The 17,517-nt window shown below is 66.6% G+C and carries 17 protein-coding genes; 3 read left to right on the forward strand and 14 right to left on the reverse strand.

Features of this window, described 5'->3' with window-relative positions; genetic code table 11:
* Positions 1-15: 15 nt before the first annotated feature.
* The 4 genes from ABQF13_RS21645 to ABQF13_RS21660 are packed head-to-tail and all read right to left on the reverse strand — an operon-like array spanning position 16 to position 3,326.
* Complete coding sequence (locus ABQF13_RS21645) at positions 16-1,182, reverse strand: amidohydrolase family protein (RefSeq protein ID WP_448394842.1); 1,167 nt, start codon at positions 1,180-1,182, stop codon at positions 16-18.
* A 41-nt stretch (positions 1,183-1,223) separates the two neighbouring features.
* The gene (locus ABQF13_RS21650) at positions 1,224-2,465 is read right to left on the reverse strand and encodes a cytochrome P450 (protein WP_448394843.1); all 1,242 of its coding nucleotides are present in this window, start codon (positions 2,463-2,465) and stop codon (positions 1,224-1,226) included.
* Between the two features lie 11 nt (positions 2,466-2,476).
* Entirely contained in the window at positions 2,477-2,671 is a 195-nt protein-coding gene (locus tag ABQF13_RS21655) for a ferredoxin (RefSeq protein ID WP_448394844.1), read from the reverse strand.
* A gap of 1 nt (position 2,672) precedes the next feature.
* Positions 2,673-3,326: a TetR/AcrR family transcriptional regulator gene (locus ABQF13_RS21660; protein WP_448394931.1), complete on the reverse strand. Its 654-nt coding sequence runs from the start codon at positions 3,324-3,326 to the stop codon at positions 2,673-2,675.
* A 100-nt stretch (positions 3,327-3,426) separates the two neighbouring features.
* Between ABQF13_RS21660 and ABQF13_RS21665 the strand changes: the two genes are divergently transcribed.
* Positions 3,427-4,149, forward strand: coding sequence for an alpha/beta fold hydrolase (locus tag ABQF13_RS21665; protein ID WP_448394845.1), 723 nt, complete (start codon positions 3,427-3,429; stop codon positions 4,147-4,149).
* Here ABQF13_RS21665 and ABQF13_RS21670 read toward each other — a convergent pair.
* From ABQF13_RS21670 to ABQF13_RS21710, 9 genes are read right to left on the reverse strand one after another with little or no spacing between them, the layout of a single operon-like run.
* Positions 4,146-4,967: an SDR family NAD(P)-dependent oxidoreductase gene (locus tag ABQF13_RS21670; RefSeq protein WP_448394846.1), complete on the reverse strand. Its 822-nt coding sequence runs from the start codon at positions 4,965-4,967 to the stop codon at positions 4,146-4,148. The genes ABQF13_RS21665 and ABQF13_RS21670 overlap by 4 nt on opposite strands.
* Complete coding sequence (locus ABQF13_RS21675; protein ID WP_448394847.1) at positions 4,957-5,799, reverse strand: alpha/beta fold hydrolase; 843 nt, start codon at positions 5,797-5,799, stop codon at positions 4,957-4,959. Before ABQF13_RS21675 ends, ABQF13_RS21670 begins: the two co-directional genes overlap by 11 nt.
* Before the next feature lie 9 nt (positions 5,800-5,808).
* Entirely contained in the window at positions 5,809-6,807 is a 999-nt protein-coding gene (locus ABQF13_RS21680) for a cyclase family protein (RefSeq protein WP_448394848.1), read from the reverse strand.
* A gap of 13 nt (positions 6,808-6,820) precedes the next feature.
* Positions 6,821-7,639 carry a coniferyl-alcohol dehydrogenase gene (locus tag ABQF13_RS21685; RefSeq protein WP_448394849.1) on the reverse strand — a complete coding sequence of 273 codons (819 nt, stop codon included), beginning with the start codon at positions 7,637-7,639 and terminating at the stop codon, positions 6,821-6,823.
* A 3-nt stretch (positions 7,640-7,642) separates the two neighbouring features.
* Positions 7,643-8,974, reverse strand: a complete 1,332-nt coding sequence (locus tag ABQF13_RS21690) for an LLM class flavin-dependent oxidoreductase (protein WP_448394850.1) — start codon at positions 8,972-8,974, stop codon at positions 7,643-7,645.
* Positions 8,971-10,746, reverse strand: a complete 1,776-nt coding sequence (locus ABQF13_RS21695; RefSeq protein WP_448394851.1) for an FAD-binding protein — start codon at positions 10,744-10,746, stop codon at positions 8,971-8,973. The genes ABQF13_RS21690 and ABQF13_RS21695 overlap by 4 nt, the downstream gene beginning before the upstream one ends.
* Positions 10,739-11,683 (reverse strand): 3-carboxyethylcatechol 2,3-dioxygenase, encoded by a 945-nt coding sequence (locus tag ABQF13_RS21700; protein WP_448394852.1) that lies wholly within the window; start codon positions 11,681-11,683, stop codon positions 10,739-10,741. The genes ABQF13_RS21695 and ABQF13_RS21700 overlap by 8 nt, the downstream gene beginning before the upstream one ends.
* A complete protein-coding gene (locus tag ABQF13_RS21705; RefSeq protein ID WP_448394853.1) occupies positions 11,607-13,292 on the reverse strand; it encodes a bifunctional 3-(3-hydroxy-phenyl)propionate/3-hydroxycinnamic acid hydroxylase in 1,686 nt (561 codons plus the stop codon). The genes ABQF13_RS21700 and ABQF13_RS21705 overlap by 77 nt, the downstream gene beginning before the upstream one ends.
* Positions 13,289-14,158 carry an alpha/beta fold hydrolase gene (locus ABQF13_RS21710; protein ID WP_448394854.1) on the reverse strand — a complete coding sequence of 290 codons (870 nt, stop codon included), beginning with the start codon at positions 14,156-14,158 and terminating at the stop codon, positions 13,289-13,291. The genes ABQF13_RS21705 and ABQF13_RS21710 overlap by 4 nt, the downstream gene beginning before the upstream one ends.
* Before the next feature lie 110 nt (positions 14,159-14,268).
* Here ABQF13_RS21710 and ABQF13_RS21715 point away from each other — a divergent pair, with 110 nt between their 5' ends.
* The gene (locus ABQF13_RS21715; protein ID WP_448394855.1) at positions 14,269-14,997 is read left to right on the forward strand and encodes an IclR family transcriptional regulator; all 729 of its coding nucleotides are present in this window, start codon (positions 14,269-14,271) and stop codon (positions 14,995-14,997) included.
* A gap of 28 nt (positions 14,998-15,025) precedes the next feature.
* Positions 15,026-16,630: an FAD-dependent oxidoreductase gene (locus tag ABQF13_RS21720; RefSeq protein ID WP_448394856.1), complete on the forward strand. Its 1,605-nt coding sequence runs from the start codon at positions 15,026-15,028 to the stop codon at positions 16,628-16,630.
* A gap of 6 nt (positions 16,631-16,636) precedes the next feature.
* Here ABQF13_RS21720 and ABQF13_RS21725 read toward each other — a convergent pair whose 3' ends face one another.
* On the reverse strand, positions 16,637-17,512 hold the full coding sequence (locus ABQF13_RS21725; RefSeq protein ID WP_448394857.1) for an ArgK/MeaB family GTPase: 876 nt from the start codon (positions 17,510-17,512) through the stop codon (positions 16,637-16,639).
* Positions 17,513-17,517: the final 5 nt, after the last annotated feature.

The raw sequence follows: 17,517 nt of genomic DNA on the forward strand, positions 1-17,517 counted from the left end.
GTGTTGCGAACGTGGTCACGAAATCCCCAGGAAGTTCTTGATGTTGGTGCTGACGATCTTGACGGCGTCCTCGGGCCCGACCGCGTCGACGACGGCCTGCAGCGACTTCTCCGAGTAGCCGAACGTCGATTCGTTGTGCGGGTAGTCCGACGACCACATCGCATTGTCCACGCCGATCTTGTCGATGAGCTCCAGGCCGAGCGGGTCGACCATGAACGACGCGCTCATGTGGTTGTCCCAGTAGTGCCGGACCGGGTGCCCCAGTTCGTGGTTGAACATGTGCCGATACGAGGCGAGCATGTGCTCGGCATCCTGCAGTGCCGTGGGCACCCAGGCGATGCCGCCCTCAAACCACCCGATCTTGAGCGTGGGATGGCGGTCGAGGATGCCGGAGAAGACGTACTTGGCGAACTGTTCGCGGAACGAGTCCACGTTGACCATCATCCCGACCACGACGCTGTTGTGTTGGCACGGCGTCTTGGGCGGCGTCTCGCCGATGTGGTGGCTGACCGGCAGGCCGGCGTCCTCGATCTCGTCCCACACCGCGTCCATGTCGGTGCTGCCGTAGTCGTAGATGTTGCCGTCGTCGTCCTTGCCGGGGTTCAGCGGCAACAGGAATGTCTTGAGGCCCAACGACTTCAGCTCGTCCAGCGTGCTCCTGGTGCCCTTGGGGTCCCACCAGTTGATCAGCCCGACGCCGTAGAAGTGGCCCTTGCTGCGTTCCTGCAGATCGGCGATGTGCTCGTTGTAGATGCGGAACACGCGCTCGCGCAACGACTTGTCCGGGTAGTGGAACAGCGCCAGCACGGCGTTGGGGAACGCCAGCTCCTTGTCGATACCGTCTTCTTTGAGTTCGCGGACCCGGGCGTCGATGTTGTTGGTCGCCGCCCCGGCCAGATCGTCGTACTGCATCAGGACCCGGCCGAAATCGCCGCCGGTCCAGGCCTTGCCCTTCATCCCGACCATGTATGCGCCGTCTTCGTACCAGATCCGGGGTGCGGCGCCCTTGAGCTCGTCGGGAAAACGTTCGTAGAAGATGTCCTCGGCCACCGAGATGTGGTTGTCGGCCGAAAAGATTTCGGTATCGGCGGGCAGTCCGAAATCGCCTGTGGCGTGGCCCTTGCGGTGCTTGGGGGCGCCGAAACCGTCGGGTGGATACAGGGTTGATGTTGGCGTTGACATCGTTGACACTCCAATCGGGCTGTGGGGCTGGGCTGGTGCGGTTACCAGGCCACCGGAAGTTCGTAGACGCCGTAGGCGAGCCGGTCGTGTTTGAACGGCACCTCCTCGATCGGCACGGCCAGCCGCAGGGTGGGGATGCGCCGCAGCAGGGTGTGGAACACGATCTGCAGTTCGGCACGGGCCAGTTGCTGACCGACGCACTGGTGGCGGCCGTAGCCGAAACCGAGCTGCTGGGTGGCGTCGCGGCCGAGGTCGAGCTTGTCGGGTTCCGGATAGGCGGTCGCGTCCCAGTTCGCCGGCGCGAGGTCCAAGATGATGCCTTCGCCCGCGCGGATGGTCTCCCCGGCGATCTCGATGTCCTCGAGGGCCACGCGGCGCTGCCCGTTCTGGATGATGGACAGGTAGCGCATCAGCTCTTCGACGGCGTTGGCGATGAACTTCGGATCGTCGGAATCGCGCAGCTGGGCAGCCTGTTCGGGGTTCTCCAGCAGGGCGAGCACCCCGATGCCGATCATGTTGGCGGTGGTCTCGTGCCCGGCGATGAGCAAGCCGGTGCCCAGCTGCGCGGCCTCCTTGACGCTGATCTCGCCGGCGTTGACCCGTTCGGCGAGGTCAGACACCGCGTCCTCGGACGGGTTTTCTATCTTGGCCTTGACGAGGTCACTGAGGTACTTCGCGAGGCTCATCGCACCCTTCTGACCGTCCTCGGCCGACGCGTAGCGGGCCAGGCCGACGTTGGCGTGGTGCTGGAAGAACTCGTGGTCTTCGTATGGGACGCCGAGCATCTCGCTGATCACCCGCGTCGGCACCGGCAGCGCCAGTTTGGCGACGATGTCGGCGGGCTGCTCGCCGGCCAGGATGTTGTCGATGCACTCGTCGGTCACCTCCTGGATCGCCGAGCGCAGACCCTCGACCCGCTTGAACGTGAACGGCTTGGACAGCATCCGGCGGAACCGGGTGTGCTCCTCGGCATCCGAGGTGAACACCGAGCGCGGCCGCTTGTACACCGTGGACAGCATGTGCTCGTTCCAGTGCGGGAAGCCCTCGATGCGGTCGTCGACGCTGACCCGCGAGTCGGCGAACAACTCGCGGGCGACCGCGTGACCGGTGATCAGCCACGGGGTGGTGCCGTTCCAGATCCGTACGCGCGACAGCGGTTTGGCCTCGCCCATCTTTAGCATCTGGGGTGGCGGGGCGAACGGGCAGCCCGCGTCGCGCTCCATCGGGTATTCGGGGATGTCGGCGGCGGTTTCGGTCGTGCCGGTGGTCAACGTGTCGGACATATGGCCTCTCGTCACTCCTCGATCTGGATGGCTAGTGCAGGGCAGGCGGCCGCGGCCTTGTGGGCGTTGTCGGCGTCGTCGCCGTCGGGGCTGTCGTTGAGCAACACGACGACGCCGTCGTCGTCGCGCTGGTCGAAGACCTCGCCGGCGTTGAGCACGCATTGGCCCGAGGACACGCACTTGTCTCGGTCGACGGTGATTTTCATGTCACATTCGCCCCGTGACGGGGGCGCGCCACAGCCCGACGATCGCGTCGATCAGACCCGATGCCACCGAACGCCAGTTCGTCCGTGCGGTATCGGCGCCTTCGGCGAACGCTCGCTCGAAGTCCGCGCAGGTGTGCATCATCAGGTTTCGCACCATGATGTTGCGTTCGGTGACGACGGTCATCGGCAGGTTGGGCAGGCAGCGGGTGATGCCGACGACCACCTGCTGCAGCGCCGGCGATGCGAGCGCGTCGCGCACGACGATCTTCTGGTAGGCCGGGTCGGCCAACGCTTGGGCCGCGAACCGCGCGTACCAGGTGGGGTTGCCGAGCTGTTCGAGGTGCTCGGTCAGCGAGCACACCATGCAGGCGATCCAGTCGCGCAACTCCGTGGAGTCGGCGGTTTGGGCGACCATGCGCTCCAGCAGTAGCTCGATGGAGATCCGGTGCTTCTGCTCGATCGCGCGCACCAAGTCGAGTTTGGTGCCGAAGTGGTAGCCGACCGCGGCGTTGTTGCCCTGCCCAGCGGCCTCGCTGACCTGACGGTTGGAGACGGCATACACACCGTGCTCGGCGAACAGCCGCTCGGCCGCCGTCAGGATCGCTTCACGCGTCACGCTCGCGCGGTCGGTGCGAACACTGCGGGCTGTGGTCACGGTCACCAGTCAACCGCTCCCTCCGGCTTAAGTCAAGCGACTGATTTAACGCTCCGTTGTCCGGTCGGTGGCAGGCGTGCGCAGCTAGAGTTGCTGGACCATGGCGGTTTCCCGATTCACCGACAACGGTGGCGTCTGGCTGCACTTCGTCGACACCGGGGGCGACGACGGCGGCGCGCCGATCGTGTTCGTGCCGGGTATGACGTGTATCGCCGAGGATTACGACGAAGTGCTGCCGGCCTTCGGCAGGCGCACCGTGGTCGCCGAGCTCAGGGGGCACGGCCGCAGCGCCGCCCCGGCCGACGGTTACGACAGCGCGGTGTTGAGCTCCGACGTCGGTGCGGTCGTCGACGCCGTGACCGGCGGACCCGTTCACCTGGTGACGTTCTCCCGCGGTACGGCGTATGCGCTGGGGTGGGCGCTGCGCAATCCCGACCGGGTGCGCTCGCTTGCGATCGGCGACTACATCCCCGAGGAACGGCCTTTGCCGCCCGGCGCGCCGCGTCGTCTGCTCGATGGGCGCTGGCGGGGCACCCCGGTGCGCGAGCGCCTCGACTACGAGGCGGCGATGAAGACGTTTGCGGCCGCTCGCGCGCGGTCGTTCTGGAATGAGCTTGCCGCCCTGCACCTTCCGTTGCTGGTGGTGCGCAGCGGTGAACGCGGGCTGGTCACCGACGAGCAGTGGTCGCGGTATCGGGACGAGTTCCCCGATGCGACGTTGGTCGAGTTCAGCGATTCGCCTCACGACATCTTCCGCCCGGACCGCCCCAGGTTTCCGCAGTTGGTTCGAGAACATACCGACCACGCCGACGGCGGCTACTAGGCCTCAGTGTCCGATTTCAGTTTGCGCACAATGACTTTGCCCGCAACGGTGCCGCCGTCGACCGGAAGGATCGTGCCGGTGACGTAGCGCGAGCGGTCGGTGGCGAAGTAGAGCGCCGCTTCGGCGACGTCCTCCATCGTGCCTTCGCGCTTCAGCGGACGGTCGTTGCGCATCTGTTCGCGGATCTTGGCCTCGAATTGCTCGAGCTTTTCGCGATCCTCACCGGTGGCCGACTTGCGCACGATGGCGGTGCGTATGTTGCCTGGCGCGATCGCGTTGACGCGTATCTCATAGTGGGCCAACTCGATTGCCGCCGACTTGGTGAACTGGATGACGGCCGCCTTCGACGCCCGGTAGGTCATCACGCCGCCGCCGGCCTGGATGCCGCCGATCGACGTCAGGTTGATGATCGACCCGCCGCCGTGCTGCGACATGTGCCGGGCGGCGTCGCGGGTGCCCGCCATGACGGCCCGTACGTTGATCCTCATCACCTTGTCGAAGTCGGCCAGGTCGTCGTCGAGGAAGCGGCGGTGCATGGTGCCCGACACCCCCGCGTTGTTGACCATGACGTGCAGGCCGCCGAACCGCTCGACCGCCGTCGACACCAGCCCGCTGACCTGTTCGATGTCGGCGACGTCGGCCTCGACGAAGTGGGCGTTGGCTCCGATATCCGCGGCCAGGGCGGTGCCGCCGTCGCGGTCGACATCGCCGATGAGCACCTGCGCGCCCTCGGCGGCGAAACGGCGTGCCAGCCCCTCGCCGAGGCCCGACGCGCCGCCGGTGACGACCGCGACCTTACCCTCGAGCTCACCCGTCATGACCCTCCTCGTTTCCGGCCAGGAACTCCAGCAGCAACGCGTTGACGGCGTCGGGCTGTTCGATCTGCGGACAATGCCCAGCGGCGTTCACCACGGCCGATCGCGCGCCGCTGATCTGCCCGGCGATGTCGGCAGCCCAACCGGGTGGCAGCAGCTTGTCCCCGCCGCCCTCCACCACCAGCGTCGGCACGGTGATGCGCTGGTAGGCACGGGTGCTCGACGGCAACGGTGGAGCCTCCAGCCCAGGACGACGAAACCTCGCCGCCGCCAACGCCTCCCACGCGCCGGGCGCGATGCTGGCCTGGTATCGCCGCTGCACATACGCATCATCGGCCGGATACGCCGGGCTGTAGAACAGCGCTTCGACGATCTTGCGCATGGCGGGTAGCGTGGCGTCGTAGTCGTAGAGCGCCGCCGAAAACTCGTTGCGCTGAATCTCACCACCGCCGCAGATAGCCACCATGCCGCGCACCGGCAAGACCGGCGATGGCGAGGTGATGTCGACGAACAGGTTCACCGCACCCATCGAGTTGCCGACGAAGTATGCGGAGTCGACCCCCACTTCCTCGCAGAACCGTGCGATGTGCCGGATCCGCATACCGCGCCCGTCGGTGAAGTCGACGACTTTGGCCGTGTCGCCGAAGCCGAGCATGTCGGGCGCCAGCACCCGGTGGTGCGCGGCCAAGGCGGCGATATTGCGTTCCCAGCCGAGTTCGGCGCCGGCGCCGAACTCCCCACCGTGCAGCAGCACCACCGGATCGCCTTCTCCGGCCTCGAGATAACTCGTCACGAGCCCGTCGACCAGCACGGACTTGCGGGCGTATTCCGCCACCGAGCCCACCTACTTGATCGCAATCGGGCTGACGGGTGCGCCGACCGCGCCCACCACCTTCAACGGCGGTGCAATCAACTGGAATTCGTACACCCCGTCGGCGGCGCAGTCGGCGGCCAGGCCGGTGAGGTCCCAGTACTCGCCCAGCATCATGCCCATATCGCGCAGGCACAGCATGTGCATCGGTAGGAAGGTGCCCTCCACGCCGTTGGCCGGGTCGGGGTCTTCGACCATGAGGTTGTCGGCGGCCACGGCGGCCACTTCGTGGTCGTGCAACCATGACGCGCAGGTCCAGTCGAGCCCGGAGCCGGGTTCCTCGCCGTCACCGGTGGACAGGAACCGCGTCCACCATCCCGTATGCACGACGACGATGTCTCCCCGCCCGATCTGCACGTTCTGCTTGGCCGCGACGTCGTCGAGTTCGGCTGGGGTGATGGGGTTTCCGGGCTCACAGAACACCTCGGCGCCGCGGTGCGCCACCACGTCGAGCAGCACGCCGCGCGAGGTGATGCCCTTGACGTCGACCTTGTCGATGCCGCAGTGGAAGGCGCCGAAACTGGTCACCGAGTCCGCTGGGAAACCGTTGTAGAGCTTGTCCTCGTAGTAGACGTGAGACAGGGCGTCCCACTGGGTGGCCGCCTGCAGCGGCATCACGATCATGTCGTCGTTGAAGCGGAACGGGTTGTCGGCGAAGAACGAGCTGAGCTGTTGGGCAACGGAGTTGCGCAGCCAATTAGGTGCGTACTGACACAAGGTGTTTGCATCGCCACCGTCGACGGTCATGACGTGGATGGGGTTCTGACGGAACTGGAACGCGCCCTGCGGTCCCGACGACCCGAAGTCGCCACCGAGGGAGATGACCTTACCCTGGCGCACGGTGGCCGCCGCCTCGGCGACCTTGTCCTGGGTGACGAAGTTCAGCGTGCCCAGCTCGTCGTCGTCGCCCCACCGGCCCCAATTGCGAACCTCGTCGGCGACGCGGCGAAAATCCTTCATACTGGCCGTCATTGCTTCCTCGTCATCATTGTCGCAGCACTGACCCGGCGAGGTCGGTCTCGCCGATTGTGCCACCATCCACCCAGATCACCTGTCCGGTGACGTAGCTGGCGGCGCGGCTGTTCAAAAAGACCAGGATGCTGGCTTGTTCGCCGGGTGTCGCGGTCCGGCCCAGAGGCGTCTGAAACGAGTCCAGGAACTCCTGCCCGTAGGCGCTGCGCAATTGGTCGAGGATCGGCGTGTCGGTGACGCCGGGCGCGGTGCAGTTGATCCGGATTCCTCTGGTACCCAACGCCACGACGCTGGCCATGCCGTAGAGGATGATCGCCTCCTTGGACAGCCGGTAACCGCCGCCATCGGCAACGGCTTCGGGATGGCTTTCGCACCACTCGATTCCATCGGCCATCGTCGTGGTGGCCACCAGCCCCGCGGTGACGTCGGCGTTCAGCCGGTAGCCCGACGCCGCCAGCGACGACACGTTCGCGATCGACGACCCCGGCGGCATCGACGGCACCAACGCCTCGGTGAACTTGCGGGTACCGAGGAAGTTGATGGTGACCACCCGCAGCGGATCCCCGATACCCGACGACACGCCGGCGACGTTGAACAGCGCGTCGACGTGACCACCGATCGACGCGACCGCCGCGTCGATCGATGCCGGATCCGACAGGTCGAGCGCGATGTACTCACCGAATGACGCTGCGGGCGGGCTGATATCCAGCCCGATCACCTCGGCACCGAGTTCGGCGACCTGACGCGCGACCTGCTCACCGATACCCGACGAACATCCGGTGACCACGACCCTGCGGCCGTCGTAGCGCCACAAGTCGGCGATCTGCCCCATGGATCAGCTCTGATCGGCAGCCGGGTTGCGGCTCGCCCACCCCTCCCCTGACTTGAGCTTCTTGGCGGCGGCCTCGATGCCCTCGGTCATCTCATCCATCGCCAGCGCGACCTCGTTGGCGGTGTAGTTCTGCCGGCCCGTCGGCAACCCGCCGAAGGCGTAGCTCTCGTCGAACACCGGCGCCGTCGACTCGGGCCGCCGGGCCTCGGCCTTCTCCAGGATCGGTGCCAGACGCTTGGCCTTATCGGCGGTGGCCTTCTCATCGCGTTCGATGAATTCGGGCAGCACCTCCTTGCCCATCAGCTCGATAGACTCCATCGTCTCCTCGTGCCTGCGGGGTGTCAGCAGCAGGATCAGCTCATCCACACCGCTCTGCTCGTAGCCGCGCAGGAAGTTGCGCACGGTTTCCGGGCTGCCGATCGGGCCACGGTCGGGGCCGTAGACCACGCTCGGGTCTTTCTCGATCTCCTCGAGGTGGCGCTTCCACACACCGGTGCGGCCCGGCGTGTGCATCCCGGTCATGTAGTAGTGCATGATTCCGAACGCGAAGAACCCGCCGCCCATCCCGAGCCGTTCGATGGCCTGCTCGTCGGTCGGGGCGACCATCATCGATAAATCGCCGCCGATCGCGAGAATGTTCGGGTTCATCTGCGGTGTCACCGGGACACAGCTCTCCTCGAACTCCGTGTAGTAACCGTTGACCCGATCGGTCAGCGGGCCAGGGCCGGTGTAGGCGAAACTCAGTGCACCGAGCCCTTTTTGCGCCGCCATCGACACCGACGCCGGCCGCGTGCACGCAACCCACACCGGCGGGTGCGGCTTCTGCAGCGGCTTGGGCACGACGTTGCGCGGCGGCATCTCGATGTGCTGGCCGGAATATCCGGTGAACGGTTCCTCGGTCATGCAGCGGATCGAGACCTCAAGGGCCTCCTCCCACATGGCGCGTTTGTCGGCGGGGTCGATCCCGAACCCGCCCAGTTCACCCACCGACGAGGACTCGCCGGTGCCGAACTCGACGCGGCCGTTCGAGATGAGGTCGAGGGTCGAAACGCGCTCGGCTACGCGTGCGGGGTGGTTGACGGCCGGCGGCAGGTGCATGATGCCGAAGCCGAGCCGAATGTTCTTGGTGCGTTGACTGGCTGCCGACAGGAAGATCTCCGGTGCGGTGGAGTGGCAGTACTCCTCGAGGAAGTGGTGCTCGGTCAACCACACCGTCGAGAAGCCCGCCTTGTCGGCAAGCTCCACCTCGTCGAGACCGTCCTGGAAAAGCTGGTGTTCGTCGTCGTCACTCCACGGCCGCGGGAGCGGGAATTCGTAGAACAGCGAGATCTTCATTTGGTTACCTTTCGATCTTTATCGACGTTCGGGGTGCCGGTGTCGGTCGACTGGTCGGCGATGTGTTTTGCCGCGACGTAGCCGAATGTCATTGCCGGGCCGATGGTTGCGCCGGCTCCGGCGTAGCTACGGCCCATCACCGCAGCCGAGGTGTTGCCCACCGCGTAGAGATTCTTGACAACGTTGTCGTCATCGCGCAGCACTCGGGCCTGTTCATCGGTGCGCAGACCGCCGGAGGTTCCGAGGTCGCCGAGGATGATCTGGAACGCGTAGTACGGCGGTTTGCCCAACGGGTGCAGGTTCGGGTTGGGCAGGTTCGGGTCGCCGTAGTAGTTGTCGTAGGCCGATTCGCCGCGGTTGAAGTCGTCGTCGTGGCCCTTGCGCGCCAACTCGTTGAACCGCTCGGCGGTTTCACGTAATTGGCCTCTCGGTACGCCGATCTTGTCGGCCAGCTCTTCCCAGCTGGTGCCCTCTTGCACGACGCCGGATTCCAACCAGGCCTTGGGTACCTTCCACCCGGTCGGTACCGGCGCGAAGGGAATCTTCGGGATCGGCAGGTGCCCGGCGACGACATAGCGGTGAAACGAGCGGATGTCGGTGATCAGCCAGCACGGGATGTGGGTGACCCCGGACTTGTGGCCCTCGATCATTGCGTGCGCGAAATCCATGTACGGCGCGGCCTCGTTGATGAACCGCTTGCCGGCGCCGTTGACCACGAACTGCGACGGCATCATCCGCTCGTTGAGCATGAACTGCAGCCGGCCGTCGGGCCAGCAGATGGCGGGAAACCACCACGCCTCGTCGAGCAGTTCGGTGGCGGCGCCGACCTTTTCTCCCGCGCGGATACCCTCACCCATGTTCGCCGGGTTGCCGAAGCTCCAGTCGGTGCCCCCACCGGCGAGCTCACGGACGCGGTTGAGCACGGGCAGATGCTGGGTGCGCCAGTGCATGTCGTGGTCGAACCCGCCCGCGGCCAGGATGACGCCGCGGCGCGCGCCGATGCGCTGCGGGCGGCCGTTGCGTTCGACCACCGCACCCGTCACGGTGCCGTCGACGTCGGTGATCAGTTCGGTCATGGGCGTGTCGAGCCACAACGGGACGTTCTGCTGTTTGAGGGCCAGGCGCATGCGCGCGGCGAGGGACTGCCCGATGGCGGCCATCCGATCGCCGAAAACCCGGGCACGCACCATCCGCCAGATCAGCTTGACGAGCACAGCCTTGCCCCGCCAGTTCTGCCGCACTTGGTAGAACAGCCGAAGGTCCTTGGGGGCGAACCAGATTCCTTTCGGCGCCAGCGCCAACGGCTGTAGCAGGTTCTGCTCCTCGTCGCCGAGCTTGCGAAGGTCGATGGCCGGCACGTTGATGGTGCTGCCCAGTTCGGATCCGCCGGGCAGTTCTGGGTAGTAGTCGGCATAGCCGGGTTTCCAGACGAACTCGAACCAGGGGCTGAGCTTCTCCAGGAACTCCATCATCTCGGGCGCGGTGTCGACGTACTGGCGTAGCCGCTCGTCGCTGACCAGGCCGCCGGTGATGCGGCGCAGGTACTGCACGACCCCGTCGGGGTCGGGGGTGTAGCCGGCTTTGCGTTGCGCCGGCGCGCCCGGCACCCAGATCCCGCCGCCGGACAGCGCGGTAGAGCCGCCGAAGCGCGGCGACTTCTCCACGATCAACGTGTCGAGGCCGAATGCGTCGGCAGCCAAGGCGGCGGTCATGCCGCCCCCTCCCGATCCGACGACCAGCACATCGACCGTGTGGTCGAACACATCAGACATCGAGCACCGCCGTCCTGACCGCAAAGCCGGCGATCAACTCGGGTGCCGCGCGGTAGAACCGGTGCCCGGTGCGGTAGGGCCCGTGCGCAGCGAGCGCGCCGAAAGCCGCCACCCACGTGCGGATCTCGTGGCCCGAGTGGCCGGCCTCCTTCTCGATCCAGGCGTTGGACCAACCGTCGACCTCAGCCAACCGGTTGGCGTCGATCAACTCGAGGAACCCGGCATCCCAGTCGGGGTTGAGCGGTTGCAGCGGGCTGTCACCCTGCGCGAATGTCTGCGCGGCCGCCATCACCGCAACCTGGCGGGCCTGGCGCTGCTCGGCGCTCATCGGCGCCCCGTGCACGATGCGCTCCAGCGCAGCGGCCGGTGCGTTCGCCAACGTCGGGACGGGCGGATCGTGCGAAAGGCCACCGGATCCCACCACCAGCACCCGCTTGCCCAGCGTCGCCAGATGGGTGCCCACCGCGGCGCCCAGCGCACGTACCCGCCGCAGCGGTCCCAGCGGGACGGCGACCGAGTTGATGAAGATGGGGATCACCGGACGCGCCGTCGCGTCGCCGAACAGCTTCTGCAACGGCTGCACCGTGCCGTGGTCGACGTCCATGCTCGCCGAGATCGCCACGTCGATCCCGGACTCGAGAACCGCTCGGGCACAGTCGGTGGCGATGTCGGCGGGCACGTCGAGCGGACCGGCGTGGGTGCCGTAGTCACCTACGCCCTGCGCGGCAGTGCCGATGCAGAACGGCGGCATGGTCCGGTAGAAGAAGCCGTTGTAGTGGTCGGGCGAGAAGATGACGACCAGTTCGGGGTCGTAGTCGGTGACGAACTGACGCGCTTCGGTCAGCGCTGCGTCGATCTCGTCAAGGAGATCCCGCGACGGTCCCGGAAGATCCAGCAGCGGGCTGTGCGACATACAGCACAGGGCCAGTGTTGCCATGAGAACCTGAACCTCCTCCCTGAGTCAGGCAGAGCACGTCGAAGAGCGATTCGCTGGTCTCGGCCGCACGTTGGGCGATGCAGGCGGCCGCGATGCACCGGTCGGGGCGCAGGAACAACACCGAGTCGGTGTAGGTGTCGAACCAGCCCTTGAGCGCGCCGGTCCTGTCGCCGATCACCGTCACGTCGGCGTCGTCATGGCCCGGCCACGACAGCTGCGTCATCGGCCGCGCCTCGATGAACCGGGCCCCGAGCGCCTTCCAGCGGTCGAACGCCTTGTCCCCCAGGATCGCTCGCAGGTTGTTGCTCCAGCACAACACCGCGAAGCCAGCACCGAGCACGTCGTCGAGCAGCACATTCTGTTGGTCGCGGGTGTCGACGCGGGGCTGGATGAACAGGGTTCCGGTCGGCGAGTTCTCCGCGTCGTGTTCGGCGTGAAAAACCGCGCCCTGCTGGTAGCGCGGCATCGGCTTGAACCGCATCTCGAGCACGTAACGTTTGAGCGTCGGCACCACTGATGCGGCGTGGATGACCCGGTCGCGCAGGGCGGCCACCCGTCGGTTCGTCGGTGAGATGACCCGCCCCACCATGGTGGACAAGTCGATCATGGCCCTGGCGTGTTTGCGGCGCTCGATGTCGTAGGTGTCGAGCAGGGCGTCACCGGCCTGGCCGTTCACCACGGCGGCCAGCTTCCACCCGAGGTTGGCCGAATCGCGGATCCCGCTGTTGTAGCCCTGCCCCTGCCACACCGGCATGAGGTGCGCCGCGTCGCCGGCCAGCAGCAGCCGCCCCTTGCGGAACGACCCTGCGATCCGCGAATGGTGCGTGTACACCCGGTGCCGGATGATGTCTACATTCTCCGGGTGTGGAACCCGCTGCGCCAGCATATTTCTGACGAACACCGGGTCGTCGGCCTGGGCGTCGGTCTCGGTGGGGTGGATCATGAACTCGAAGCGCCGGATGCCGTGGGCGATGGAGATCGAGACATACGGCCGGGCCGGGTCGGCGCCCACCTCGCTGTTGGGATGGCCGAGGGGGTCGTTGGCGACGTCGACGACCAGCCAGCGGGTCGAGGACGTGGTGCCGTCGAACGACACGCCCATCAGCCGGCGCGTCGCGCTGCGCCCGCCGTCGCACCCGACGACGTAGCGCGCGTGCAGGCCGTCCTGCCTGCCGGCGAACTTCACCGTCACGCCGTCGTCGGTTTCCACACACGTCTGCATCTGGTGGCCGAACCGGACGTCGACGGAATCGAAACGTTCGAGGCCGGCGAACAATTCGGCATCGACCATCGGTTGCACGAACCCGTTGCGCTTGGGCCACCCGAACCGTGCGTCGGGCGGCGCCATTTCGGCGAGCAGCCGCCGATTGGCGTCGAAGAACCTCAGGATCTGGTTGGGCACGGTGTGCGGCAATACCCGGTCCACCAGTCCGATGGACTGAAAGGTGCGCAGCGCCTCGTCGTCGAGACCGACGCCGCGCGGATAGTCGATGAGCGTGTCGCGCTCCTCCACAACCACCGTCCGGACACCCTGCAGCCCAAGGATGTTCGCAAGCGTCAGTCCCGACGGTCCGGCGCCGACGATGACGACATCGACCTGCTCGGTCATCCTTGGCGTCCCAGCAGGAAGTCCAGATGCAGGCGGTTGAAGGTCTTGGGATCCTCGTATTGAGGCCAGTGCCCGCAGCCGGGCATCAGCTCGAAGCGGGCGCCGGGAACCATCGAGGCGATGCGCCGGCCCTCGGCGACGTCGGCGGTGGGATCGTCACTTGTCCACACCACCATCGTCGGCGCGGTGATCGACCCGTACTCTTCGGGCCCGAGCAGATTGCGCGCACGGATCTGCGGATCCTGCAGCGCCATGATGTCTTTCATGGCCGCGACGAACCCCGGCTGCCGATATACGCGCTGCCGGCTCGCGACAATGTCGTCGTAGTCCTTGGACTTGTCGGCCATCAACCATTTGATGCGGGCCTGCACGGTCTCCCAGGTCGGGTTCTCCGCCGCGGCCATCGACAAGGTGATGATGCGCCTCATCACCTCGGGATCGGCTTGCGACCCACCCGCGGTGTTGAGCACCAACTTGTCGATGCGCTCGGGGTGATCGACTGCGGCCCTGGCCGCCACCCACCCGCCTAGCGATTCCCCGCTGATGTGGGCCCGCTTCGCGCCGAGTGCATCCAGCACGGCGATCAGATGATTCACGTAGTGGTGCACCTCGAGCGGATGCCCGGGTTTGTCGGTGTAGCCGTGCCCGAGCATGTCGATCGACCAGGTCGAGAAGTGCTCGGCATGGGCTTCGAGGTTGCGCACGTACGCCTCGGCATGTCCGCCGGAGCCGTGCAGGAACACCACCACCGGCTTGTCGGTGTCGCCCGCGTGCAGATAACGGGTGCGCACCCCGCCGGCGTCGAGGTAGCCCTGCGAGAACGCGACACCCTGAAGATCGCTCCAGACGCTCTCGAACTCCGACACGCCTACCCTCTCGACCGCGAGAACTGAATTCTCGTGATTTGTAAGCACTTTGCTCATTTATCGCACATCCACGTGCACTATAGTCAGAGCATCACTCTCGCGAGTGGGGAATGTCAAGGGAAACCCAGGAGGCGACCGCGATGACGCCGGAGTCCAGCGCCATGCCCAACGGTGCTCCCGGATCGCAGACATTGGCGCGCGGGCTGGCCGCGTTGCAGTTGGTCGCGACCGCGCGAGAGGGACTCACCGCCCAGGAGGTTGCCGACAGCATCGGTGTGCACCGGACCATCGCCTATCGGCTGCTATCCACGCTGTCGCAGTTCCGGTTGGTGGCCAAAGGGGAGGACGGGCGCTATCGCGCGGCGGCTGCCCTCGCCGTGCTCGGGGCGTCGTTCGACAACAATGTGCGCCAACTCAGCTTGCCCACGCTGCGCGCGCTGGCCGACGAGATCGGCAGCACCGTGTCGTTGTTGGTCGCCGAGGGCGACCAACAGGTCGCGATCGCGGTGCTCGTGCCGACCAATGTCTTCTACCAAATGTCCTTTCACGAGGGCAGCCGTTATCCGCTGGAGCGTGGCGCGGCCGGGATCGCGCTGCTGGCCAGCATGCCGCCGCGTCCCGGTGAACGCGACCTCGTACCGCTGGCCCGCCAGCAGGGGTGGGTGATCACCCACGGCGAGATCGAGCCGAACACATACGGCCTGGCCGTCCCGGTACGCCGACGGCCCCCGTCGCCGCCCATGTGCATCAACCTCATCTCGCATCGGGAAGACGTCGTGATCGACGGGCGCGATGCAGTGATCAAGGCGGCCAACGATTTATCCGCGATCCTCAGCTGAGGGCCGCGGCAGCCGAAAGGAGCTACCGATGACGGACTGGGATCACGACGTCGACGTCGTCGTCCTCGGCAGTGGCGGCGCAGGCCTGACGTCGGCGCTCACCGCTGCGGTGAACGGCGCTTCGGTGGAGATCTACGAGAAGGCCGCGACGGTCGGGGGCACGACGGCGGTTTCCGGTGGCATCTTGTGGATTCCGGCACATTCGCGCTCCGCTGACGGCGAGCTGACCGTCGAGGACGCGATGGCATATCTGCGGGCGCAGTCGCTGGGGTTCATGGACGACGACCTGGTCGAGACGTTCGTGCGCACCGGTCCGAAGATGCTGGAGTTCGTGGAGTCCAACAGCGAACTGCAGTTCGAGATCGCCGAGGGTTTCCCGGATTACAAGCCGGAGCTGCCCGGCGGCCGACCCAGTGGCGGGCGGTCGCTGAACGCCAAACCGTTCGATCTATCGCGCCTCGGTGAATGGCGCAACCGCATCACGTCGTTTCCGGCGGATTTCAGCAACGTCGGTATCGACGCCGAGACCCGGGCCCGGATCCACGCCTCACTTGACGACGACTCCGGGGACTACTGTGTGGCCGGCACCGCGTTGATCGCCGGGCTGTTGAAGGGTCTACTCGACCGCGGTGTGGTGCCACGGACCAACGCCAGGGCCGTCGAGCTCATCGCTGACGCGTTGGGTATCACGGGGGTGCGGATCGCCCAGGACGGTAGAGATTTCAATGTGCGCGCGCGCCGCGGCGTGGTGCTGGGCACCGGTGGTTTCGAATGGGATCCGAAACTGGTCGAGGCGTATCTGCGCGGTCCGATGCGCGGAGCGGTCTCGCCGCCCAACAACACCGGCGACGGGCTGCGGATGGCCATGGCGCACGGCGCGGACTTGGCCAACATGGGTGAGGCGTGGTGGGTGCCGATCGTGCAGCTACCCGGCGATACGTTCGAAGGCCATCCGCGCAGCCGAAGCGTCCGGCTGGAACGCACCCGTCCGCGCAGCATCATCGTCAACCGCGCTGGCAGGCGGTTTCTCAACGAAGCAGGCGAGTACAACTCGATGGCGGGGCCGTTCCACTACCTTGACCCGCGCCACGGTTACGCGAATGATCCCGCCTGGATGGTGTTCGACGCACAGCATCTCAAGCGGTACGGGTTCCTTGGCGTGGAACCGGGCGCCCAGGCGCCCGAATGGTTTTCGGCATCGGCGGATCTGGCCGAGCTGGAAGCCAAGACCGGTATCGACGCCGACGGTCTGGCGGGCACACTTTCCGCGTGGAACGAGGCCGTCGCTCACGAATGTGATCCTGAGTTCGGCCGTGGGTCAAGTGCTTACGACGGGTACTGGGGAGACGACACGGCACCGACGACAGCGGGCAAGACGCTGGGCCCGATCGACACGCCGCCCTATTACGCGGTGCCGGTGTCGATCGGGGCGATGGGCACCAAGGGCGGTCCCCGCACCGACGCCGACGGCCGGGTGCTGCACGTCAACGGATCGGCGATCCCCGGGCTGTTCGCCGCGGGCAACGCGATGGCCGGCGCCACCGGCAAGGCCTACGGCGGCGCCGGCGGAACCATCGGGCCCGCAATGGTATTCGGCTACCGCGCGGGCTTGGCCGTCTCGGCACGTGCGTAGCCAGCGCTACCGCCCGGTGCCCACCCCGAACAGCCGCTCCGCTGCGGTGTAGGCGTCGTCGTCGCCGTCGGCCACCGCCCGAGCGAGCCGGTCCAGGTCCGGGTGGTTACGCAGCAGCGAATGGGCCAGCGACAGGATCTGCGACCGAGCGCGTGCGGTGCGCCGCTCGGGGTTGTCCGCGCGATGATGGGCCTCGATGGCGTCGACCAGTTCGGCGATGCCATCGCCCTGTGTGGCAACGAGTTTGAGGATCGGCACGCTGGTCTCGCCCCGTAGGTCGCGAATGGTTTGATCGGCGCCCTCGCGATCGGCCTTGTTGATGACCACGATGTCAGCGACTTCCAACAGACCCGCCTTGGCCGCCTGAACCGCGTCACCGCCACCGGGATTGAGGACGACGACCGTCGGATCGGCCACCGCCGCGATCTCGATCTCCGACTGCCCGACGCCGACGGTCTCCAGCACGATCAGGTCGTAGGACAGCGCGGCGAGCAATCTGATCGCGGCCGGCACCGCCGCCGCCAACCCGCCCAGATGACCTCGCGCGGCCACCGATCGGATGAGCACATCGGCGTCGTTGATATGGGCGGCCATTCGGATCCGGTCACCCAGTAGCGCGCCGCCGCTGTACGGCGAGGACGGGTCGACGGCCAGCACCGCGACCCTCATGTTGCGCTCGCGGTACGCGCCGACCAGGACGCCCACGGTCGTCGACTTCCCCGCGCCGGGCGGTCCGGTCAGGCCCACGATCCGCGGCGAGGCGACGGGGCCGAGCGCCTCGAGAACTTCACTGCGCCGAGAACTTTCGACCAGGCTGAGCAGCCGTCCTGCGGCGCGGGCGGATCCGTTGCGCGCCGCCGCTATCAGCTCGTCGATGGTCATGGCTT

The organism is Mycolicibacterium sp. XJ879, assembly GCF_053483935.1.